Origin of the sequence: Streptomyces sp. NPDC048171 (assembly GCF_043202655.1) — a bacterium.
In the GTDB taxonomy this organism is placed as follows: Bacteria; Actinomycetota; Actinomycetes; order Streptomycetales; family Streptomycetaceae; genus Streptomyces.
The window spans coordinates 394,553-416,804 of record NZ_JBIDAU010000004.1 but is presented as its reverse complement, the minus strand read 5'-3'; the positions used below and the strand labels follow the sequence as shown (position 1 = coordinate 416,804).

At 72.8% G+C, this 22,252-nt stretch carries 17 protein-coding genes and 1 pseudogene; 6 read left to right on the top strand and 12 right to left on the bottom strand.

The window, feature by feature from the left end; all coding sequences use genetic code 11:
* Positions 1-56 precede the first annotated feature (56 nt).
* Entirely contained in the window at positions 57-1,589 is a 1,533-nt protein-coding gene (locus ACGF3J_RS13535) for an MFS transporter (protein ID WP_161332081.1), read from the bottom strand.
* Between the two features lie 62 nt (positions 1,590-1,651).
* Between ACGF3J_RS13535 and ACGF3J_RS13530 the strand changes: the two genes are divergently transcribed.
* Positions 1,652-2,629, top strand: a complete 978-nt coding sequence (locus ACGF3J_RS13530) for a helix-turn-helix transcriptional regulator (protein WP_393854150.1) — start codon at positions 1,652-1,654, stop codon at positions 2,627-2,629.
* Between the two features lie 131 nt (positions 2,630-2,760).
* Here ACGF3J_RS13530 and ACGF3J_RS13525 read toward each other — a convergent pair whose 3' ends face one another.
* A complete protein-coding gene (locus ACGF3J_RS13525) occupies positions 2,761-3,465 on the bottom strand; it encodes a TetR/AcrR family transcriptional regulator (RefSeq protein ID WP_393854149.1) in 705 nt (234 codons plus the stop codon).
* A 404-nt stretch (positions 3,466-3,869) separates the two neighbouring features.
* Positions 3,870-4,868, bottom strand: a complete 999-nt coding sequence (locus ACGF3J_RS13520; RefSeq protein WP_161326716.1) for an RNA polymerase sigma factor RpoD/SigA — start codon at positions 4,866-4,868, stop codon at positions 3,870-3,872.
* Positions 4,869-5,049: 181 nt separating this feature from the next.
* On the opposite strand from ACGF3J_RS13520, the pseudogene ACGF3J_RS13515 reads away from it, so the two are divergent.
* A pseudogene (locus ACGF3J_RS13515) lies at positions 5,050-5,568 on the top strand (GNAT family N-acetyltransferase).
* An 18-nt stretch (positions 5,569-5,586) separates the two neighbouring features.
* On the opposite strand, the gene ACGF3J_RS13510 reads toward ACGF3J_RS13515, so the two are convergent.
* Positions 5,587-6,372 carry a dioxygenase gene (locus ACGF3J_RS13510; RefSeq protein ID WP_161326718.1) on the bottom strand — a complete coding sequence of 262 codons (786 nt, stop codon included), beginning with the start codon at positions 6,370-6,372 and terminating at the stop codon, positions 5,587-5,589.
* A gap of 95 nt (positions 6,373-6,467) precedes the next feature.
* Here ACGF3J_RS13510 and ACGF3J_RS13505 point away from each other — a divergent pair, with 95 nt between their 5' ends.
* Positions 6,468-6,959, top strand: coding sequence for a MarR family winged helix-turn-helix transcriptional regulator (locus tag ACGF3J_RS13505; protein WP_161326719.1), 492 nt, complete (start codon positions 6,468-6,470; stop codon positions 6,957-6,959).
* 100 nt (positions 6,960-7,059) lie between these two features.
* On the opposite strand, the gene ACGF3J_RS13500 is transcribed toward ACGF3J_RS13505, so the two are convergent.
* Entirely contained in the window at positions 7,060-8,595 is a 1,536-nt protein-coding gene (locus ACGF3J_RS13500) for an MFS transporter (RefSeq protein WP_161326720.1), read from the bottom strand.
* Positions 8,596-8,729: 134 nt separating this feature from the next.
* Positions 8,730-9,383 carry a TetR/AcrR family transcriptional regulator gene (locus tag ACGF3J_RS13495; RefSeq protein WP_161326721.1) on the bottom strand — a complete coding sequence of 218 codons (654 nt, stop codon included), beginning with the start codon at positions 9,381-9,383 and terminating at the stop codon, positions 8,730-8,732.
* 312 nt (positions 9,384-9,695) lie between these two features.
* Between ACGF3J_RS13495 and ACGF3J_RS13490 the strand changes: the two genes are divergently transcribed.
* Positions 9,696-10,991, top strand: a complete 1,296-nt coding sequence (locus ACGF3J_RS13490; protein ID WP_393854148.1) for a M6 family metalloprotease domain-containing protein — start codon at positions 9,696-9,698, stop codon at positions 10,989-10,991.
* Positions 10,992-11,026: 35 nt separating this feature from the next.
* Positions 11,027-12,658 carry an IclR family transcriptional regulator C-terminal domain-containing protein gene (locus tag ACGF3J_RS13485; RefSeq protein ID WP_393854147.1) on the top strand — a complete coding sequence of 544 codons (1,632 nt, stop codon included), beginning with the start codon at positions 11,027-11,029 and terminating at the stop codon, positions 12,656-12,658.
* 180 nt (positions 12,659-12,838) lie between these two features.
* On the opposite strand, the gene ACGF3J_RS13480 is transcribed toward ACGF3J_RS13485, so the two are convergent.
* Genes ACGF3J_RS13480 through ACGF3J_RS13455 form a run of 6 tightly spaced genes read right to left on the bottom strand, consistent with a single transcriptional unit; the run spans position 12,839 to position 19,219 of the window.
* The gene (locus ACGF3J_RS13480) at positions 12,839-14,269 is read right to left on the bottom strand and encodes a class II 3-deoxy-7-phosphoheptulonate synthase (RefSeq protein WP_393854146.1); all 1,431 of its coding nucleotides are present in this window, start codon (positions 14,267-14,269) and stop codon (positions 12,839-12,841) included.
* Positions 14,266-15,042, bottom strand: coding sequence for an indole-3-glycerol phosphate synthase TrpC (trpC, locus tag ACGF3J_RS13475; protein ID WP_161326725.1), 777 nt, complete (start codon positions 15,040-15,042; stop codon positions 14,266-14,268). The genes ACGF3J_RS13480 and trpC overlap by 4 nt, the downstream gene beginning before the upstream one ends.
* Entirely contained in the window at positions 15,039-16,046 is a 1,008-nt protein-coding gene (trpD, locus tag ACGF3J_RS13470; protein WP_393854181.1) for an anthranilate phosphoribosyltransferase, read from the bottom strand. The genes trpC and trpD overlap by 4 nt, the downstream gene beginning before the upstream one ends.
* A gap of 16 nt (positions 16,047-16,062) precedes the next feature.
* The gene (locus ACGF3J_RS13465) at positions 16,063-16,665 is read right to left on the bottom strand and encodes an aminodeoxychorismate/anthranilate synthase component II (protein WP_161326726.1); all 603 of its coding nucleotides are present in this window, start codon (positions 16,663-16,665) and stop codon (positions 16,063-16,065) included.
* Positions 16,662-18,176: an anthranilate synthase component I family protein gene (locus tag ACGF3J_RS13460; RefSeq protein ID WP_393854145.1), complete on the bottom strand. Its 1,515-nt coding sequence runs from the start codon at positions 18,174-18,176 to the stop codon at positions 16,662-16,664. The genes ACGF3J_RS13465 and ACGF3J_RS13460 overlap by 4 nt, the downstream gene beginning before the upstream one ends.
* Positions 18,173-19,219 (bottom strand): class I SAM-dependent methyltransferase, encoded by a 1,047-nt coding sequence (locus ACGF3J_RS13455; protein WP_393854144.1) that lies wholly within the window; start codon positions 19,217-19,219, stop codon positions 18,173-18,175. Before ACGF3J_RS13455 ends, ACGF3J_RS13460 begins: the two co-directional genes overlap by 4 nt.
* A 266-nt stretch (positions 19,220-19,485) precedes the next feature.
* Here ACGF3J_RS13455 and ACGF3J_RS13450 point away from each other — a divergent pair, with 266 nt between their 5' ends.
* A complete protein-coding gene (locus ACGF3J_RS13450; RefSeq protein WP_161326729.1) occupies positions 19,486-21,876 on the top strand; it encodes an HAD-IC family P-type ATPase in 2,391 nt (796 codons plus the stop codon).
* Positions 21,877-22,252 lie beyond the last annotated feature (376 nt).

Below are 22,252 nucleotides of genomic sequence, written 5' to 3'. Positions count from 1 at the left end.
TTCGGACACGCTCGGGCATGAACGGGCATGAGCGGCGGAGGCCGGGACGGCCGGGCTCAGAGCAGCGCGGGCTCCTTCTCCTGCGCCGGCTCCGCCGCCTCGGCCCCTTCCACGTGCTGCGCGGGCCGCTTGGGCAGCGCGAACATCAGCAGGAAGATGACGGCCATCACCCCGGCCACCCAGCCCAGCGCGTTCTGGAAGGCGTCCGCGTAGGCCGGGCCCAGGCGGGCGGGGGTGAGGTGGTCGCTCATCGTGCCGAAGAAGACCACCGACACCAGGCCGAGGCCGAGCGCGTTGCCCATCTGCTGCACGGTGTTGATGAGCCCGGACGCGGCCCCGGCGTGCTCACGCGGCACCTGGGACAGCACCGCGTCGGTCAGCGGCGCGACGATCAGGCCCATGCCGACGCCCATCACGGTGAGCGGCAGCGCCATCTGCCAGGAGGCGATGCCGAGGCCGTAGCGCTCGGACTCCCAGATGTAGAGCAGCACTCCGGCCGCCATCACCAGCGCGCCCGCCTGGAGCACCTTGCGTCCGAAGCGCGGGACCAGCAACTGCACCGACACCCCGGCCGCCACCGAGACGGCGATCGAGAACGGCACCCCGGTCAGCCCGGCCCGCAGCGCGGTCCAGCCGAGTCCCACCTGCATGTACAGCGTCCACACCAGGAAGAAGACGCCGAGCGCGATGCCGAAGACGGTCTGCACGGCGATACCGGCCGCGAAGCTCTTCACCCTGAACAGCGACAGCTCGACCAGCGGCGAGCCGTCCCGCGCGCTCTTTCGCCGCTCGTACGCCACCAGCACCGCGAGGACCACGAGCGAGCCGGCCATCGACAGGTACCCCCACAGCGGCCAGCCCAGCTCCTCACCGCGGGTGAGCGGGTAGACCAGCATCAGCATGCCGAGGGTGACCAGGGCGACCCCGACCAGGTCGAGCCGCAGGGCGCGCGGCGCCCTGGACTCCGTGATGAAGCGGCTGCCGAGGACGAGTCCCGCGATGCCGACCGGCAGGTTGATGAGGAAGATGGGCCGCCACTCGAGGCCGAAGAGGTTCCACTCGGTGAGCAGCGCGCCCAGCAGCGGGCCGGAGACCGCGCCGAGTCCGACGATCGCGCCGAACAGGCCGAAGACCTTGCCGCGTTCGTGCGCGGGAAAGGTGGCGTGCACGATCGACAGGACCTGCGGCACCATCAGCGCCGCCATGGCGCCCTGGAGGATGCGGGAGGCGACCAGCATCTCCGGGTTCGCCGCCAGACCGCACAGCGCGGACGCCAGGGTGAACCCGGCGATGCCGATGAGGAACACCCGCTTGCGGCCGTGGATGTCGCCGAGCCGTCCGCCGGTGATCAGACCGGCGGCGAAGGCGAGGGCGTAGCCGGCCGTTATCCACTGGATCTGGCTGACGGAGGCGCCCTCGTCCCGCTGGATCGACGGGATCGCGATGTTGACGATGGTGACGTCGACCAGGTCCATGAAGGCCGCGGTCATCACGATCGCGAGGGCGAACCAGCGGCGGCGGTCGCCCGCGGGCGGGGCGGGTGAAGCGGACGGGGCGGGTGGCGTGTCCGGGGTCTGCGAGAAGGTCATGCGTGGAAGTTAGGGCGGCAGTAGGACGGATCACGTCCTAGATGTGCGGCATCCTCGGTGCCATGACGACGGACACTCCGGCCCGGCTGCTGACGCTCCTCTCCCTCCTCCAGACGCCCCGCGAATGGCCCGGCGGCGAGCTGGCCGACCGGCTCGGGGTCTCCCGCCGCACGGTCCGGCGCGACATCGACCGGCTGCGCGAGCTGGGCTATCCCGTGCAGGCCACCATGGGCACGGACGGCGGCTACCGGCTGGTGGCCGGCAAGGCGATGCCGCCGCTCGTCCTCGACGACGAGGAGGCGGTGGCCATCGCGGTCGGGCTGCGTGCCGGCGCCGGGCACGCGGTCGAGGGACTGGACGAGGCGTCGGTGCGGGCGCTGGCCAAGCTGGAGCAGGTGCTGCCGTCCCGGCTCCGGCACCGGGTGACCACCCTGCAGGCCGCGACCACGCCGCTGACCAGCGGGGACGGTCCGAGCATCGCGCCCGGCACACTGACCGTCATGGCCTCGACGGTGGCCGGACACGAGCGGCTGCGGTTCGCCTACCGCACGGGCGACGGCACCGAGTCGCGGCGCGTGACGGAGCCGTACCGGCTGGTGTCGACGGGACGCCGCTGGTACCTGATCGCCTACGACCTCGACCGCGACGACTGGCGGACCTTCCGGGTCGACCGGGTCAGCGACCCCTTCGCCACCGGCGCCCGGTTCACGCCCCGGGAGCTGCCGACCGGGGACGCGGCCGAATACCTGCGGCGCTCGATGCAGCGGCGCAACGACTCGTACGGGATCGAGGTCCTCTTCCTCGAAGCGCCCGAGACCGTCGCGGCCCGGCTGCCGCACTGGCTCGGGGCGCCGGAGGCGGTGGACGGCGGCACGTCGTGCGTCCTGCGGGCGACGGTGTCCGACGCGCCGGAGTGGATGGCGGTGCGGCTGGCGATGACGGGGCTGGAGTTCCGGGTCCGGCAGCCGGCGGAACTGGTGGACCGGGTAAGGGAACTGGGGGAGCGACTGGGGCGGGCAGCGCCGTCCGGCGCGGGATGAGGCGGGCGGCGGCCCCGGCGACGCACCGGAGCCGCCCGCGCATCGGATAGGGCGCCTCCCCCGGACCGCACGCCTGCGACGGCGCGGCGTCCGCCCGGGGCCGAAGCTCCACCACCGGGCGCCCGCCCGGCTCACGCCCGCACCGGCGGCTCGTCCTCCCCGTCCTCCCCGTCCTCCCACGGGAAGTCCCGCAGGGTTTCCAGGTTTCGCAGGGCCTGGTCCAGAGGGCTGCGGGCCGTCTCGCCGGACGTCGCCCAGTGCTCCACGGCGACGCGCACGGCGGCCCCCGCCACGGCCGCCGCGAAGTGGAGCCGGGGCGCGGAGGCGAGGCGCTCGGCAACGTTGTCGTCGCCGCCGGACATCCGCGCGGCCAGCGCCTCCACGAGTCCGCGTTCCGTGCTGTGGCAGACCTCCGCCCACACCTTGCGCAGCGCCGGGCTGCTCCCGGCCAGGCGGATCAGGGTGCGGGCCCACTCCCAGGAGGCGGCCGAGACTCCGGCGCCGGGGGTCAGGGTGTGCCGGACGGCGTGTTCCAGCGCCTCTGGCGGGGACAGCTCGGCCGGGGCGTCGCGGACCGCCCGCACCCAGCGCTCGGCGCCGAGGGCGTACAGCGGGGCGACGGCCTCCTCCTTGGCCGCGAAGTAGCGGTAGAAGGTGCGCGGGGCGATTCCGGCGGCGCGGGCGATGTCCTCGGCCCGGGTGGCTCTGAGGCCCTGTCCGACGAAGAGGCGGGCCGCCGCGCGGGCGATCTCCATACGGGTCTCGGCCTTGCGCCGTTCGGTCAGGGAGACCGGTCCCGACCCGGGGTCGGGGTATGCGGGGATGGTGCTGCTCACTTCGGCAGGCTATGCCGCTGTGGCAGAATCTGCCATTCGGCGGGCCACCCCGGGGTTCAGGTTCGGGGTGTCCCGCCGGCCCGCTTCGGCTCTCCGGCCCGTCACTGACGGCTCGCGACGACTCACGACGGCTCGCGGACAAAGGAGGGAGCCGGGCTGCGGCACCCCGGGGGGAGGGGCGCCGAGCCCGGCTCGGGAAAGTCCCGGCACCGGGGGGAGTGCGTCGGGACGTGGTCCTCAAGGGGCGGCGGTCCGGTGGTTCGGGCCGCCTGCGGGTGGGCCCGGAGTTCTTTTTCCCGGGCCCCCGCGGGTTGAAGCAGCGTTGTACGGCCATGTTTGCGCGGGGTTCGGCCACCGGCGTGCGCCCCACGCGCCACGTCACGCCCCCGCGTCACGCGCCGACGCTACGCCGCCGCCTCGAAGCCGGTCGAACGGGCCAGCTTCTTCAGCTCGAGCAGCGCGTGCTTCTCGATCTGCCGGATGCGCTCACGGGTGAGGCCGTGCTCCTTGCCGACCTCGGTCAGCGTGCGCTCGCGGCCGTCGACGATGCCGTACCGCATCTTGATGATGGAGGCGGTGCGCGGGTCGAGGCGGCCGATGAGGTCGTCCAGCTCCTCGCTGCGCAGCAGGGTCAGCACCGACTGCTCGGGCGACACGGCGGAGGTGTCCTCCAGCAGGTCGCCGAACTGGGTCTCGCCCTCGTCGTCCACCGACATGTTCAGCGAGACCGGGTCGCGGGCCCAGTCGAGCACGTCGGTGACGCGCTCCGGGGTCGAGCCCAGCTCGGCCGCGATCTCGGCGGGCTCCGGCTCGCGGCCGTGCTCGCGGTTGAACTCGCGCTGCACGCGGCGGATCCGGCCCAGCTCCTCCACCAGGTGGACGGGCAGGCGGATGGTGCGCGACTGGTCGGCGATGGACCGGGTGATGGCCTGACGGATCCACCAGGTCGCGTAGGTCGAGAACTTGAAGCCCTTGCGGTAGTCGAACTTCTCGACCGCGCGGACCAGGCCGGCGTTGCCCTCCTGGATCAGGTCGAGGAGCGGCAGTCCGCTGCGCGGGTAGCGGCGGGCGACCGCGACGACCAGGCGGAGGTTGGACCGGATGAAGACGTCCTTCGCCCGCTCGCTCTCGTCGATCAGGGCCTGGAGTTCCTCACGGGTGGCATCCGCCCCGGTCTCCTCGTAGCCTTCGAGGACCTGTCGCGCGAAGACACCGGCCTCGATGGTCTGGGACAGCTCGACCTCCTTGGCGGCGTCGAGCAGCGGCGTACGCGCGATCTCGTCGAGGTACATGCCGACCAGATCGCGGTCGGCGAGCTCTCCGCCGTTGGCGCGGACGCTGGTTGCCGCGCCGGAGGTCTCGCCGGTGGCGGACTTACGACGGGCGACGGCACGGGTTGCCATGCGTGCTCCCTTGCGATGGTGGTTCAGCGAGTGATCCGGTGGACGCTCAGCACTGTGGGGGACTCTCCTCGGGTGCCCTGCATCCGATGGAAACAACGACTGGAATCCGGACAGAATTCCCAACCCGTCCCTCGATTTTTCTGATCATGCAGTACCCTGTGCCGCCACAGGAGGTGGCGAGATGCCGACGGCACGTAAGGACGTCCAGGTCAGACCGGGAGTCGAGGACGACCTCAAGGCACTCACCGACCTCTACAACCACTAGGTGTGTGAGACGCCCATCACGTTCGACACCGAGCCCTTCACGGTGGAAGAGCGCCGCCCTTGGCTGCTCTCCCACCCTGAAGACGGCCCGTACCGGCTGAGGGTTGCCACGGACGCGGACTCACAGGAGATCCTGGGGTACGCCACCTCCAGCCCCTACCGGGCCAAGCCCGCCTACGGGACCTCGGTGGAGACCACCGTCTACGTCGCCCCGGGCGCCGGCGGCCGGGGCGTGGGCACGCTGCTCTACACGTCCCTCTTCGAGGCGCTGGCCGGTGAGGACCTGCACCGCGCCTACGCGGGCGTCGCCCAGCCCAACGAGGCGTCGGCCCGGCTGCACGCGCGCTTCGGCTTCCGGCACGTCGGCACCTACCGCGAGGTGGGCCGCAAGTTCGGCCGCTACTGGGACGTGGCCTGGTACGAGAAGCCGCTGTAGCCCCGCCCCGCGCGTCACTCAGCCGAACTGCACGGACCGCTTGGCCAGCCCCATCCAGAACCCGTCGATCACCGACCGGCGCAGGTCCAGCTCACCGGCCGCGTCGGCGGCCCCCATGGTCACGAACAGGGGCGCGAAGTGCTCGGTGCGCGGGTGGGCGAGCCGCCCCGCCGGGGACTTGCGGGTGAAGTCGAGCAGCCCGTCCACGTCCCCGTCCTCCAGCGCGCGCCGGCCCCAGTCGTCAAACTCCGCGGACCAGGAGGGCACCCCGCCCTGGCGCAGCGCGGCCAGGTTGTGGGTGAAGAAGCCGGAGCCGATGATCAGCACGCCCTCGTCGCGCAGCGGCGCGAGCCTGCGGCCGGTCTCCATCAGCCGTTCCGGGTCGAGGGTCGGCATGGAGACCTGGAGGACCGGGATGTCGGCGTCGGGGTACATCTCGACGAGCGGCACGTAGGCGCCGTGGTCGAGGCCGCGGTCGGGGACGTCCTGGACGGGCGTGCCGGGGGCGCGCAGCAGCTTGCGGACCGACTCGGCCAGCGCGGGGGCGCCTGGGGCCTCGTAGCGCACCCGGTAGTAGTGCTCGGGGAAGCCCCAGAAGTCGTACACCAGGGGCAGGGTCGTGGTGGCGCCGAGGGCGAGCGGGGATTCCTCCCAGTGGGCGGAGACGACGAGGATCGCCTTCGGCCGGGGCAGTCCGGCGGCCCACGCGGCGAGTTCGCCGGGCCAGACCGGGTCGTCGGCGAGCGGCGGGGCGCCGTGACTGAGGTAGAGGGCGGGCATGCGCTCCTGCGTGGCGGCGGTCATGACGGCTCCAGATACTTGAACTCTCAATCTCTACTCGACGTCAATCTATCCCGGATTTGTTTAACTTTCAAGAAGTAGTTTCGTAGAGTGGGACCATGAACGACGAACCCCGCTGGCTCACCGACGAGGAGCAGCTCGTCTGGCGCTCCTACATCGAGGCCGCCACCCTCCTGGAGGACCACCTCGACCGGCAGCTCCAGCGCGACGCGGGCATGCCCCACGTCTACTACGGCCTGCTGGTCAAACTGGCCGAGTCCCCGCGGCGGCGGCTGCGGATGACGGAGCTGGCCCGGTACGCGAAGATCACCCGCTCCCGGCTCTCGCACGCGGTGGCCCGGCTGGAGAAGAACGGCTGGGTCCGCCGCGAGGACTGCCCCTCCGACAAGCGCGGCCAGTTCGCCATCCTCACGGACGAGGGGTACGCGGTGCTGAGCCGGACCGCTCCGGGCCACGTGGACGCCGTGCGCCAGGCCGTCTTCGACCGGCTCACCCCCGAACAGCAGAAGTCCCTCGGCGAGATCATGCGGATCGTCGCCGAGGGACTTCAGCCGAGCGAAGCGGGTGCGGACCTGCCCTGGCTGCGCTGAACGCGCGGCCGGGGCAGGTCCTGGGAGCCGTGTGCGGAGGGCGTCCCCTCCCCCCGCACACGGATGGAACGAAGGGCCCGAGCGGGTACCGGGTCCGGCGTCAGTGGGCGACGACCGGCACCGGCAGCTCGTCCTCGACCCCGTCGCCGGCGGCCGACCCGGTGACGGTGGTGCCGCCCGGGCGTCCGGCGTTGATGAAGGTCAGGGCGATGACGGCCGCCGCCACCAGGATGCCGACGGCGAACCAGATGGCACTGGTGTAGCCCTGCACCTGGCCCTGGAGCTGGACCAGCTGCTGCTGGGACCGGGAGGTCGCGCCGCCGATGTGGTCGGCGACGTAGGACGTGGTGGCCGAGGCCGCGATGGTGTTCAGCAGCGCCGTACCGATCGCGCCGCCCACCTGCTGCGAGGTGTTGACCATCGCCGAGGCGACACCGGCGTCCCGCGCCTCCACGCCCATGGTGGCCATGGACATGGCCGGCATGAACGCCGTACCCATGCCGAGGCCGAGCAGGAGCATGCCGGGCAGCAGCACACCGGCGTAGGAGGTGTTGATCTCCAGCTGGGTCAGCAGCAGCATGCCGACGGCGGCGACCAGGAAGCCCGGACCCATCAGCAGCCGGGGCGCGACCCGGGTCATCAGGCGGGTGCCGATCTGGGTGGAGCCGGTGATCATGCCCGCGATCATCGGCAGGAAGGCGAAGCCGGTCTTCACCGGCGTGTAGCCCTTCACGACCTGGAGGTAGTAGGTCAGGAAGAGGAACAGGCCGAACATCGCAATGATCGCCAGGCCCAGCGAGAGGTAGATCCCGCCGCGGTTGCGCTCGGTGATCACGCGCAGCGGCAGCAGCGGGGCCTTGACCCTCGACTCGACGATCACGAAGGTGAGCAGCAGCACGGCAGCGGCGACGAACATGCCGACGGTCAGCGCGTCGCTCCAGCCGTTGGACTCGGCGCGAGTGAAGCCGTAGACGAGCGAGACCAGGCCGAGGGTGGAGAGGATCACGCCGGGGATGTCGAGCGGCGAGCGGTTGCGGCCGCCCTGGGGCTCACGGATGACCAGGTAGGCACCGGCCGCGGCGACGATGGCGAACGGGATGTTGACGAAGAACGTCCAGCGCCAGTTCAGGTACTCGGTGAGGAAACCGCCGAGGATCAGACCCACGGCGCCGCCGCCACCGGCGATCGCGCCGTAGATGCCGAAGGCCTTGGCGCGCTCCTTGGCGTCCGTGAACATCACGGCGAGCAGGGAGAGCGCGGCGGGCGCGAGCAGGGCGCCGAAGACACCCTGGAGGGCGCGGGAGCCGAACATCATCGCCTCGTTGGTGGCTGCGCCGCCGAGCGCCGAGGCCACGGCGAAGCCGGCCAGGCCGGTGACGAAGGTGCGCTTGCGGCCCCACAGGTCGGCTATCCGGCCGCCGAACAGCAGCAGACCGCCGAAGGCGAGGGCGTAGGCCGTGACGACCCACTGCCGGTTGCCGTCGGAGATGCCGAGGTCCTGCTGGGCGGAGGGCAGGGCGATGTTCACGATGGTGGCGTCGAGGACCACCATCAGCTGGGCGAGCGCGATGAAGACGAGCGCTTTCCAGCGTCCGGCGTCCGGGACGCCGGGAGCCTTGACGGCTGTTTCAGACATGGGGATACCCACTTCGGGACTTCGTGACGGATAAAGGTGAGTAAAGGGACGACTGACCTACGGCGACGGCCGGAGGGTCGGGTGTCGCACAGTTGCTGGAAGCAGTGGTGCTACTGGTACTGGAAGCAGTGGTGCTACTGGTCGCAGGGCCGGCGCAGATCCTCCATGGTCACTTCGCTGCCGGGCAGGACGGAGCGGGCCGGTGCCCGCAGTCCGTCCAGGAACAGCTGGAGATGGCGGTGGACGAACCGGTCGGCGCTCAGGCACCCCGTACCGGCCGGGGGCCGGCTCAGCTGGGCTGCGGCGATCATCAGGTCGCCCACGCCCACGTCGTTACGGAGCTGACCGGCCGCCTTCGCCCGGTCCATGACCTCGGCGACGAGTCGTTCGACCCGTTCGCGCGCCGCTTCCAGGTCGGGGTGGTGCTGGTCGAACGTGCTGGAGACCATCGGGCACAGGGCGCTGATCCGCTCGTCGGCGGAGGCGTGCACGAAGCGCTCCAGCGCCTCGAACGCGTCACCGGTCTCCGCGAGGGCCAGCTCGGCCGCCCGTGCCGTGCGATCCATGACCGAGCAGACGACCTCGCGGACGAGGGCGTCGCGGTCGGGGAAGTTGCGGTACACCGTGGCGTTGCCCACGCCGGCCCGGCGGGCGATCTCGTCGAGCGGCACCTCGGGGCCGTGCTCGACGAACATCTCCCGGGCGGCGGTGACGATCCGCTCCCGGTTGCGCAGAGCGTCGGCACGGGGCCGGGGCACCTTGCGCTGCTCGGGGGTCGCGGTCTGCACGGCGTACTCCTTGGCGTGGGGTTCGCGATCCGGGGAGACAGTCCCCGCTTCGCTCGGACACACGGCTAAACGGGGAAACGATCCCCGGTTATTTCCCGGACCCGAGAAGAAACACCGTGACCTGAGTCACAACACCGCGAGGAAGCCGCTCCTCACCCTCCGTGAGCCCCCAACGCCCGTCCCCCGGACGGAAGCTACCGGCGAGAAACCCACGATCGGCCGCTCCAGCGCGCGCCCGCACACCCCGCGGCACAGGGTGAGCGCAGGAGCGCAGCCGGTGCCGGGCGGCTGCCGTGAAGCGGGGAGGTCCGCATGCAGGCGCAGCCGCCGAGCCGACGCATACGTCCGCGCCGGCTGGCCGCGATCGGGACCGTCGGCGTCCTGACCCTCGCGCTCAGCACCTCGGCGAGCACCGGCGGCCTCGCGCCGGGCACCGCGCCCGCGGGCGCCGGACCGGCCGCCCTCTCCCGCTCCTCCGCGCACGGCCCCTGCATGATCAGTGGTGGACCCGAGATCCAGATGTCCGAGGGCGTCCCGACCTCCGCCGGCTACGCCCCCTCGACCGGCACCGTCCGGGCCCTGAACCTGATGGTCGACTTCTCCGACGCGCCCGGCGAGGGCGAGGCACTCGACCGGTTCGCGGAGTTCTTCCCGAAGACCGAGGAGTGGTTCCGCACCAGCTCCTACGGCCGCCTCGACTACCGCCCCGAGACCCCCGTACGGGACTGGCTGCGGATGCCGAAGTCGTTCGCGGAGTACGCCATAGAGCGCGGCGCCCCCTTCGAACCCGGCTACCGCACACTGGTCCAGGACCTCGTGGCGACGGCCGACCCGGAGGTCGACTTCCGCTCCTACGACCTGCTGAACGTGCTGGTCACCCCGAACGCGGGCCCGTCCGCCCTGGACACCGTGCTGTCCGTGACCTTCGCCGGGAACGCCGACGCCCCGGTCGCCGACGGCGTCCCGGTGGCCAACGCGTCCTTCGTCTACTCCCGCCAGGACGACGGCTCCGGCTCCTACGACGAGACCGGCTACCGGGTGCTGCCGCACGAGAACGGCCATGTCTTCGGACTCCCCGACCTCTACACCCAGGAGGGCGGGGGCGCGGTCGGGCACTGGGACATCATGAGCGAGGACTGGGGCGCCAACAACGACCTCCTCGGCTGGCACAAGTGGAAGCTGGGCTGGCTCGACCCCTCCCAGGTGCACTGCGCCGCCGATTCCGGGACGACCGAGTACACGCTGACGCCGCTGGCCCGCAAGGGCGGCGACAAGCTGGTGGTCGTCCCGCTGGACGGCGAGTCCGGCTACGCGGTGGAGCTGCGCACCCAGGCGGGCAACGACGAGACGGTGTGCCGGCCGGGCGTCCTGGTCTACAAGGTGGACGCGGACGTCGACACCGGCATGGGCCCGGTGAAGGTCTACGACTCCCAGCGCGACAGCGGCGGCTGCACCCGCGGCCCGAACGTCCACGCCGAACTCTCCGACGCCGCCTTCACCCCGGGCGAGACCTTCGAGGATCCGGCCCGGGACGTCACGATCAAGGTGTCGGCCGCGGACGGGAACGGCGACCACCGGGTGCGGATCACCCGCGGCGGGCGGGATTAACGTAGCCCTGCCGCGAACGCCGTCCCGGAGAGCCGATGCCCGCCAACACCACGAACGCCGTCGCACCCGACGGGGCCGCCCCCGTGCCGGACGAGGCGGTGGCGCCGCTGCTGCGCGGGATCGCCGTGCTGCGCCGGCTGACCGAGGCGGACGGCGGCGCGCTCAGCCTCAGCGCGCTGGAGAAGGCCACCGGACTGGCCCGGTCCACCGTCGACCGCCTCATCGCGACCCTCGCCCGCGTGGGATACGTCCGCCTGGACGGCCGCGACGTGTCCCTCGCCCCCCGGCTGATGGAACTCGGCAACGCCTACCTCGCCGCGCTCCGCCTGCCCGGCCTGCTGGCCGCCCGCGCCGACGCCCTCGCCGACGAACTGGACGAGTCGGTGTCGCTGGCGGTCGGCGACCGGGACGGCATCCGCTTCATCCACCAGGCCACCCGCCGCCGCGCGATGTCCCTGAGCTTCCGCATCGGCGACCTCCTCCCCGCCGAACGCACCGCGCCGGGACCGCTGTTCGCCGCCGAGTGGACGCCGGCCGACTGGCAGCGCTGGCGCCGGCGCCGGGCGGCCGACCCGGAGGACCGCGGCTTCTCCCACGTACCGCCGCGCGAACACGGCACCCCGGACGAGGACTTCGAGCGGCGCACGGAGCGGGCGGCGGGCGAAGGCTGGGCGCTGGACGACCAGTTGATCGAGCCGGGCCTGGTGGCGGTCTCGGTCCCGGTGCGCGATCCCGGCACCGGACGGGTGGCCTGCGTGGCGAGCGTGGTGAGCCACACCAGCCGCCACACGGCACCGGACCTGCGGGCCGCCCTGCTCCCCCGGCTGCGCGCCGCGGTCGCCGCGATGGAGGACGACCTGCGCACCGCGCCGCCGGCGGAACCGGGGCCGCAGCCGTCCGGCCTGGCCACCTGGACAGGTGCGTCCAAGCAGGAGCTGGGCCGGGAGTTCGTCGAGTCGCTGGCCCGCGGGCTGACCGTGCTGACCGCCTTCGGCGAGGGCCGCCCGGCGCTGACCCTCACCGAGGTCGCGAAGGCCACCGGCCTGGCCCGCGCGACCGCCCGCCGGGCCCTGATCACCTACGAGCACGCGGGGCTGGTGGCACCGGCGCCCGACCGGGCGTTCGCGCTCACCCCCCGGGTGCTGTCCCTCGGCTTCCCGCCGCTCTCCCGCACGTCCCTGCCCGAGATCGCCCAGCCGCACCTGACCGCGCTGGCCGGCCGCGTCCACGAGTCGGCGGCGCTGGCCGTCCTGTCGGAGACGGGCGAGGAGATCCAGTACACGGCCCGGGCGTCCACCGGCCGCGTGCTGAGCGCCCGGGTCACGGTCGGTGCCCGGCTGCCCGCGTACGCGACCGCGCTGGGGCGCGTGCTGCTGGCCGGACGGCCGGACGGCGCCGGGACACCGTCCGACGTGCTGCGGGAGGTGCGGGCGCGGGGCCACGCCCTGGTCGACGAGGAGCTGGAGGCCGGGCTGCGCGCCGTCGCGGTCCCGGTGCGGGACCGTACGGGACGCGTGGTGGCCGCCGTGAACGTGGCGATGCACGCGGCACGGTGGACGGCGGAGGAATGCGTGACGCGGATCCTGCCGGAGCTGCGGCGCACGGCGGACCTCATCGAGACCGAACTGCGGGTGGCGGGGCGCTTCTGCCGGGTGCCCGCCGTCTGACCCGGCGGAAACGGCGGCGGCCCGGGGGCGGCGGTCCGCAGAGGTCGGACCGCCGCCCCCGGGCCGGTTCGAACGGAGCCTGCGGGGGAATTTCAGGCCCTGCGCACGAGGGTACGGAGACCGTCCCCCGCGCCACACCTGGCGTTCGTCAGGCGCGGAACTTACCTTCGGCAGTACGGCTCAGGCCCCGCTGCGCTGCTCCCGCAGGAACTCCGCCACACGGAAGGCGAGTTCGATGGACTGGGCGGCGTTCAGCCGAGGGTCGCAGGCGGTCTCGTAGCGGCTGGCCAGGTGGGTGTCCAGCACCTCGTCCAGGTCGCCGCCGAGGCATTCGGTGACGTCGTCGCCGGTGAGTTCGAGGTGGATGCCGCCCGGGTGCAGGCCCTCCTCGCGGTGCGCGGCGAAGAACTCGGCCACCTCGGTGGTGATGTCGGACAGGCGGCGGGTCTTGTAGCCGCTCTCCGAGACGAAGGTGTTGCCGTGCATGGGGTCGCAGGCCCACACCGGGGTGTGCCCGGCGTCCCGCACGGCCCGCAGCAGCGGCGGCAGCAGTTCCGCTCCGCGTCCGGCGCCGAGCCGGCTGATCAGGACGAGCCTGCCCGGGGCGCGGTCCGGGTCGAGCCGTTCGCACAGCTCGCGCAGGTCGTCGGCGCCCGTGGACGGGCCCACCTTGACGCCGACCGGGTTGTCCACCCCGGCCAGCAGCTCCACGTGCGCCCCGTCGAGCGCCCGCGTGCGGTCGCCGATCCACAGCATGTGGGCGCTGGTGTCGAACCAGCCGCGCCGCTTCTCGTCGTAGCGGATCAGCGCCTGCTCGTACTGGGGCAGCAGCGCCTCGTGCGAGGTGTAGAGCTGCACCTGGTGCAGGGCCGCCTGGGAGCGGGTGTCCACGCCGCACGCGGACATGAACCTCAGGGCCCAGGTGATGTCGTCGGCGGCCTTCTCGTACCGCTGTCCGGCGGCGCTGCGCCGGACGAACTCCTGGTTCCAGTCGTGCACCTGGCCCAGGTCGGCGTAGCCGCCCAGGGTCAGCGCGCGCAGCACGTTCAGGGCCGCCGAGGCGTGGTGGTAGGCGCTCAGCAGCCGTCCGGCGTCCGGGCGGCGGGCCTCGGCGGTGAACTCGGGCCGGTTGACGATGTCGCCGCGGAACGCGGGCAGTTCGACGCCGTCGACGGTCTCCGTGGGGCGGCTGCGGGGCTTGCCGAACTGGCCGGCGATCCTGCCCACCTTGACCACCGGCAGCCCGGATCCGTAGGTGAGCAGGATGGCCACCTGGAGGATCACCCGCAGCTTGCCGCGCACCCCGGCCTCGGTGCAGGAGCCGAACCGTTCCGCGCAGTCGCCCGCCTGGAGCAGGAAGCCCTCCCCGGCGGCGACCTGGGCCAGGGAGCGGCGCAGGTCGAGGATCTCCTCGGGGAGCACCAGGGGCGGCCGCAGCGCGAGGGTGTTCTCCACCCCGCGCAGCTCCTCGGGGTCGGGCCAGTCCGGCTGCTGGGCGGCCGGGCGGCCGCGCCACGAGTCCGGGCTCCACGCGCCCCGTCCACCGCCGCCCGCCGTCCGGGCCCCGTCCGGGACCGCCCGTCGTGTCGTGTGGGTGTCGCTCGCCGTCATCCGACCAGTTCCTTGATCGTGGCACCGGGATCCCCGGCCCGCATGAGCAGTTCTCCGACCAGGACCGCGTCGACCCCGGCCCCTTCCAGCGCACGGGCGTCCGCCGCGCCGCGGACTCCGCTCTCCCCGACCATGACGCGTCCGGTGCCCACCCGCCCGCGCAGCCGGGCCGAAAGGGTCCGGTCGATCGAGAAGTCCCGCAGGTCGCGGTGGTTGACGCCGATGACGTCGGCGCCCGCCGCGAGCGCCACGTCCACCTCCCGCTCGTCGTGCACCTCGACCAGCGCCTCCATGCCCTGGGCCCGGGTGTGGGCGAGGAGTTCGGCCAGCCGCTCCGGGCTCAGCGCGGCGACGATCAGCAGCAGGGCGTCGGCGCCGAGCGCGCGGGCCTCCAGGATCTGGTACTCGTCGGTGACGAAGTCCTTGCGCAGCACGGGCAGATCGCAGGCGGCGCGGGCGACGGGCAGGTGTTCGGGGCTGCCGCCGAACCCGGCCTCGTGGGTGAGCACCGACAGGGCGTGCGCGCCGCCGTCCCGGTAGGCGCGGGCCAGCTCGGCGGGGCGGTAGTCGTCGGTGAGCGGCCCCTTGGAGGGGCTGCGGGGCTTCATCTCGGCGATGACCGCGAGGCCCGGTTCGCGCAGTGCGGCGGCGAAGTCCCGGGCCGGGGGTGCGGCGGCGGCCAGGTCCGCCAGTTCCGCCTCGGGACGTGCCGCGCGGCGGCGGCGCGTCTGGAGTTCCGCGGCGGCGACGAGGGTGGTGAGGATGCCGCTCATGCCGGCACCTCCAGGTCCGCGTCCGCGCTCTGCCAGGAGGCGCGGGTCCAGCGGTCGAGCAGGTCGGCGGCGGCGCCGTCGTCCACGGCGGTCCCGGCGAGCCGCAGCGCGTCGGGCCAGGTGCCGGCCAGGCCGGCGACGCGCAGCGCGGCGGCGGCGTTGAGCAGGACGACGTCCCGTGCGGGGCCGCGTTCACCGGCCAGGACGCGGCGGACGACGGCCGCGTTGACGGCGCGGTCGCCGCCGGCCAGGTCGCCGGGCCGGGACCTGGCCAGTCCGTGGTCGGCTGGGTCGAAACGGTGGGTGGTGCGGCGGCCGTCGCGCAGCTCGACCATGTGGGCCGGTGCGCCGGTGCTCAGTTCGTCCATGCCGTCCTCGCTGTGGAAGACCAGTGCGCTGGTGACGCCGAGCCGGTCGAGGACCTCGGTCATCGGTTCCACCAGCTCGCGGCTCGGCACGCCCAGGGTGCGCAGCCGGGCGCCCGACGGGTTGCACAGCGGCCCGAGCAGGTTGAAGACGGTCCGCGTGCCCAGTTCCCGGCGCGGGCCCGCCGTGTGCCGGAAGGCCGGGTGGAAGACCGGGGCGAACAGGAAGGTGATCCCGGCGCGGTCCAGGCAGGCCGCGGCCTCCTCGGCGCCGAGGTCGATGCGGATGCCCAGTTCCTCCAGCACGTCGGCGCTGCCGCATGCGGAGGAGGCGCTGCGGTTGCCGTGCTTGGCGACCCGTACCCCGCAGGCGGCGGCGACGATCGCGGACGCGGTGGAGATGTTGAAGGTGTTCAGCCCGTCGCCGCCGGTTCCGCAGGTGTCGAGCAGGTCGCCCTCGCACGGCACGGGCGTGGCGAACTCCTGGGCGGCGCGGGCCATGCCGACCAGGTCGTCGACGGACGCGCCGCGTACCGTGACGGCCAGCGCGAATCCGGCGATCTGGGCCGCGGTGGCCTCGCCGCGCATGATCACGCGCATCGCCTCGGCGGCCTCGCCCTCGGTGAGGGGGCGCCGCACGAGTGTTCTCAGGGACTCAATCATCAGCGCACTCCAGGAAGTTCGCGATCAGCTGCTTGCCCTCGGGGCTGAGCACCGACTCCGGGTGGAACTGCACCCCGTGGACGGGGTGCTCGCGGTGGCGCAGGCCCATGATCGTGCCGTCCGCCGTGCGGGCGGTGACGACCAGTTCGTCCGGCAGACCGGTGGGCTCGACCACGAGTGAGTGGTACCGGGTGGCGGTGAACGGGTCGGGCAGGCCGGCCAGGACGCCGCTGCCGTCGTGGTGCACCGCGGATGCCTTGCCGTGCACCTGTTCGCCGCGCACCACCGAGCCGCCGAAGGCCGCGGCGATGCTCTGGTGGCCCAGGCAGACGCCGAGGATCGGCAGCCGGGTGCCGAGTGCGCGGACCGCTTCGACGCAGATCCCCGCCTCGTCCGGCGTGCCGGGACCGGGCGAGAGCAGCAGCAGGTCGAACGCGGCGAGGTCGGCGAGGCCGACGGCGTCGTTGCGGAAGACCGTGGGCCGGCCGCCCTGTTCGGCGACGTAGTGGACGAGGTTGTAGGTGAACGAGTCGTAGTTGTCGACGACCGCGACGCGCGGCCCGGCGCCCGGGCGGGTTCCGTGCGGGGCGCTCATGTCCCGGCCTCCGCCCGCCGTACGGCCGTGAGCATCGCCCGCGACTTGTGCAGCGTCTCGTGGAACTCGGCGGCGGGGTCGGAGTCGGCGACGATCCCGGCGCCCGCCTGCACGTGCACCTGCCCGTCGGCGACGACCATGGTGCGCAGCGCGATGGCGAAGTCGGTCAGGCCGTCCGCGCCGACGAAGCCGAGGGCGCCGCCGTACACGCCGCGCCGCTCGGGCTCCAGCTCGGCGATGATCTCCATGGCCCGGATCTTGGGCGCCCCGGAGAGGGTGCCGGCGGGGAAGGCGGAGCGCAGGGCGTCCAGCGCGTCCCGGCCCGGTGCGAGGTGCCCGGCGACGGTGGACGACAGGTGCATCACGTGGGAGAAGCGCTCGACCCGCATCAGCCGCTCCACCCGGACGGTGCCGGGTTCGGTGACCCGGCCCAGGTCGTTGCGGCCGAGGTCGACCAGCATCACGTGTTCGGCGCGCTCCTTCTCGTCGGCGAGCAGTTCCCGCTCCAGCCGCAGGTCCTCGGCGGGGTCGGGGTGCCGGGGCCGGGTGCCGGCCAGGGGCCGGGTGCGTACCGTGCGGCCGGTCGCCTTGACGAGGAGTTCGGGCGAGGCGCCGATGATGTGCCGGCCGCCGCCGAGGCTCAGGTGGTACATGTACGGCGAGGGATTGGTGGCACGCAGGTGCCGGTACAGGTCGAGCGGTGCGGCGCGCAGGGGTCTGCTGAGCCGCCGGGAGAGCACGATCTGGAAGGCGTCGCCGGCCGCGATGTGCTCGCGGGCGCGGGCGACGCGGTCCGTGAACTCCGCCTCGGTGAGGTTGGAGGTCCAGCCGTCCGTCCCGCTGTCCGCCGGTACGGCCGCGGCGAGCGGCCGGCCGGCGAACCCGGCGGGCCGGTCCGCCTCGCGCAGCCTGCGGTTGAGGTGCGTGATCCGGGCGACGGCGTCGTCGTAGGACTCCCGGGCCGGACGGTACAGGGTCATCAGCAGGACCCGCCTTGTCGCGTGGTCGAAGACGACGAGGTCGTCGGCGGCCAGGAAGGCGGACTCGGGCAGGCCGGGCGGCGGGCCGGCGGCGACGGGGAGGTCCTCGAAGTGGCGGGCCGCCTCGTAGCCGAGGTAGCCGACGATCCCGCCGTAAAACGGCGGCAGTCCCCGCACGGGTGCCGCGGACCGGGCCAGGAAGCCGCGCAGCGCGGTCAGCGGGTCGCCGCCGGGCAGGTCCAGCGGGACGGGGCGGTGGCCGACGTACGAATAGCGTGCCACCCCGCCGGAGACGGGCACGCTCTCCAGCAGGAAGCCCGCCTCGTCCGGTCCGCACAGCTGGGAGAAGGCGGTGACGGGGCTGATGGCGTCGTCCAGGAACTCCTGGTGGAGCGGGATGACGTCGTGTTCCCGGGCCAGTGCCGCGGCGGCGGAGCGGTCCGGGACGGTGGCGCGGGCCGCCTCGGCCGCCTCGTGCGGGTCCGGTGCGTACGCCGTGCGCGCCCCGGCCCCGGCGGCGTGGGTGGTCATGCCGCCTTCCCGGCGGCGGAGGAGACCCGGCCCACTCCGACGACGGCGCGCCGCGGGACGGTGACGCGCCACCCGCCGGTGGCCTCCTCCCGGCGCAGCACGCTGGAGGTGAGGCCCTCGGGCGCGTCCGGGTAGCGGAAGACGGCCTTCGCGGTCTCTGCCACCCAGCGGTACGCCTCGGTCTCGGTGCGGCCCTCGAAGACCTTGACCAGCCCGTACATGTTGAGCAGGTACCGGCCGATCTCCAGCTCGGCCTCCTCGGGGGTGGCGCCGACGGCGGTGTACGGGTCGTCGATCTCCACGACCTCGCGGTGGTCGTAGCCGGCCTTCTCCAGGTAACCGTCGATCTCGTCCCGGGTGAAGTGCAGGAACTTGTGGCCGGTCGCCGAGTACACGTCGGTGACCTCCTCGAACCAGACGTCCACCGGGGAGCCGACGAGGAAGTCGTGCAGGACGAACGTGCCGCCGGGGCGGAGCATCCGGCGTGCCTCGGTGGCCACCGTCTGGCGGTCGGAGGGCGGCACGTGGTGCGAGCCGTAGGCCAGCAGTACGGCGTCCACGCTGCCGTCGCGCAGCAGCGGCTGCTCGGCGCGCTGGAGCAGGGCGGGCACGCCCGCCGCCCACGCCGTCGTCACCATGTGGGGGGACGCGTCGCAGGTGAGGATGTTGAAGTCGCCGATGCCCAGGTCCTCGCAGACCTTGCGGACCAGTCCGTCGCCGCCCAGCAGGTCGACCAGGACGGGCCGCTCGCCGTGCGGCGTGCGGCGGGCGGTGTCGGCGAAGCCGAGGAGCTTCCTGATCCCGGTCTCGCGGGCCCGCCGGTTGAGGGTCTGGGCCTGCACGTACTCCACGCCCCGGCTGCCCTCGCCGTCCGCGCCGAAGTCGTCGTGCCGCGGCGGGGCGGCGTCCCTGGCCGCCTCCCAGGCGGCGATCCGCCGCGGGTCGGTGAGGGCGTGCAACTCGGGGTGGCACCGCCGCAGTTCCGCCAGCTGTCCCCGCACGTCGTCCCCGGTCACGGGGTGTCCGCTCGTCTGTGCGTGCATGCGTCGGGATCTCCTCGGGTGGGGGTGGGCGCGGGCCAACGCGATGCCCGCCGGGCTGCCGGCACGACGCTAGGAGCGTCAACTTTCTGCTCGATATCGATCGGTTTTCGCCCCGCCGGGCCAAGATCCATCCCTGTCGAAAGTAAGGCGCAAGAGACGTCGTTCGTGCCTGGTGGCGGTGGATGGCGGGCTCCTACAGTCACGTGGCGGGGGACGCAGCCGAGACCGGAACTGAGCGCGGAGTCGAGCCCGGGAGGGCGTCAGGGATGAAGAACCAGTTGGACGAGCCGGGGGGCACGACACGCGTCGGCGGGAGAGTCGGCCTGAGCGCGGCGGAGGTCGCCGAACGGGTCGCGGCGGGGCAGGTCAACGATGTGCCGGCCCGGTCGAGCCGCAGCATCGGGGAGATCGTCCGCGGCAACCTGTTCACGCGCATCAACGCGATCATCGGCGTGCTGTTCGTCATCGTGATGATCGTCGGGCCGGTGCAGGACGGACTGTTCGGCGGAGTCATCCTCGCCAACACACTGATCGGCATCATCCAGGAGGTGCGCGCCAAGCGGACCCTGGACCAGCTCGCGATCGTGGGTGAGAGCCGGCCGCGGGTCTGGCGGGACGGGCAGCGGGTCGAGCTGAGCGCCTCCGAGATCGTCATCGACGACACCATCGATCTCGGTCAGGGCGACAAGATCGTGGTGGACGGCACGGTCACCTCGGGCGACAACCTGGAGGTCGACGAGTCACTGCTCACCGGCGAGGCCGACCCGGTGGTCAAGCAGCCCGGCGACCCGGTGATGTCCGGCAGCTTCGTGGTCGCCGGATCGGGCGCGTTCACCGCCACCCGGGTGGGCCGGGAGGCGTACGCCTCGCAGCTCGCCGAGGAGGCCAAGCGCTTCAGCCTGGTCAACTCCGAGCTGCGCAACGGCATCGACCGGATCCTGAAGTTCGTCACCTGGGCGATCATTCCGGCGGGCATCGCGCTGATCATCACGCAGTTCGTGGTGAACGACGACAACTTCTCCGAGGCCATCCGGCGCATGGTGGGCGGTCTCGTCCCCATGGTTCCCGAGGGCCTGGTGCTGCTGACGTCGCTGGCCTTCGCGGTCGGCGTGGTCCGGCTCGGCAAGAAGCAGTGCCTCGTGCAGGAGTTGCCGGCGATCGAGGGGCTGGCCCGGGTGGACACGGTCTGCCTGGACAAGACGGGCACGCTCACCGAGGCGTCGATGGACGTCGACGAGGTCCTGCCGCTGCTGCCGGACGTGCCGGTCGAGGCGGTACTCGGCGCGCTCGGCGCCGCCGACGAGCGTCCCAACTCCAGCCTGCAGGCGATCATCGAGTCCCATCCCGCTCCCGGGGACTGGCGGCGCACCGCCACCGCGCCCTTCTCGTCCGCGCGGCGCTGGAGCGGTGCCTCCTTCGTCGAACCGTCCGGCACCGAGTCGGTGTGGCTGCTCGGCGCGCCGGACGCGATGCTGCCGGCCGGCCACTCGGTGCTCACCGCCGCCGACTCCTACGGGGCGCGGGGGCTGCGCGTGCTGCTCCTCGCGCGCTGTTCGCGGCCGCTGGACACGCTCATGGACGACCCCGCGGCCGTGCCCGACGCGGTCACGGCCGCCGCGCTCGTCGTCATCAAGCAGCGGGTGCGCCAGGAGGCGCCGGCGACGCTCCAGTACTTCGCCGACCAGGGTGTGACGGCGAAGGTGATCTCGGGCGACAACGCCGTCTCGGTGGGCGCCGTCGCCGCCAGCCTGTCGCTGCCGGGAGCCGACCGGCCGGTGGACGCCCGGTTCCTGCCCGAGGACCCGAAGGAACTGGCCGACGCCGTCGAGGAGAACTTCATCTTCGGGCGGGTCGGGCCGCAGCAGAAGCGGGACATGGTGGGTGCCCTCCAGTCGCGCGGTCACACCGTGGCGATGACCGGCGACGGCGTCAACGACGTCCTCGCCCTCAAGGACGCGGACATCGGCGTGGGGATGGGCTCGGGCAGCCCGGCCACCCGGGCGGTCGCGCAGATCGTCCTGCTGAACAACAACTTCTCCGCGCTGCCCTCGGTGGTCGCGGAGGGGCGCCGGGTGATCGGCAACATCGAGCGGGTGGCCAACCTGTTCCTCACCAAGACCGTGTACTCGGTGGTGATGGCGCTGGTCGTCGTGCTCGCGCAGGTGCCCTACCCGTTCCTGCCGCGCCACATCACCCTGATCGGCTCCCTCACGATCGGCATCCCGGCCTTCTTCATCGCGCTCGCCCCCAACAAGGAGCGTGCCCGGGCCAACTTCGTCGGCCGGGTCCTCAGGTTCGCGATCCCGGCCGGCGTGCTGGCCGCCACCGCCACCTCGGTGGCCTACCTGGTCGCCCGGGCCGTGTACGACGACAACCTGGACGCCGAGACCTCGGCGGCGACCCTCGCGCTGTTCCTGACCGCGCTGTGGGCCCTGGCCATCATCGCCCGCCCGTACACCTGGTGGCGGGTGGCGCTGGTACTGACCATGGCGGTGAGCTTCGCGGTGGTGCTGGTGGTGCCGTGGCTCCAGGAGTTCTTCCAGCTGAAGCTGGTCGGTGTCGCCGCCCCGTGGACGGCGGTCGCCTGTGCGGCCGTCGCCGGACTGCTCCTCGAGGTGGTCTGGGCCCGCATGCGGCGCGGGCTCGACACCGAGTGAGCGACCGGGCGGTCGTCCCCCGTACCGCCCGGTGAGAGGAAGGGACGCCCGGCCCGTGCCGGGCGTCCCTTTCGTCTGTGCGTCTGTGCGTCTGTACGGCTCCCTGACGCCAGGGGCGTCACGATCCAGCCAAACCTCCGTACCGGCACCACCGGACGCGACGGCTCCGGAGCCGCCCGAACCCCTGCGGCCGCGTCGGCCGGGGCGCACCACAACATCGGCCGCCACCAGCGGAGTTCACATTTTTTACACAATCCGCAAGCGAGGTGACCGGCCGGTAACCGCGGGGCCGGATCCAAGCCGCGGAGCAATAGGAATCGACGCACTAACCAAAGCCAGGGCAGAGACCTGACGAAAGTTGAGTGTTGGACCCAAA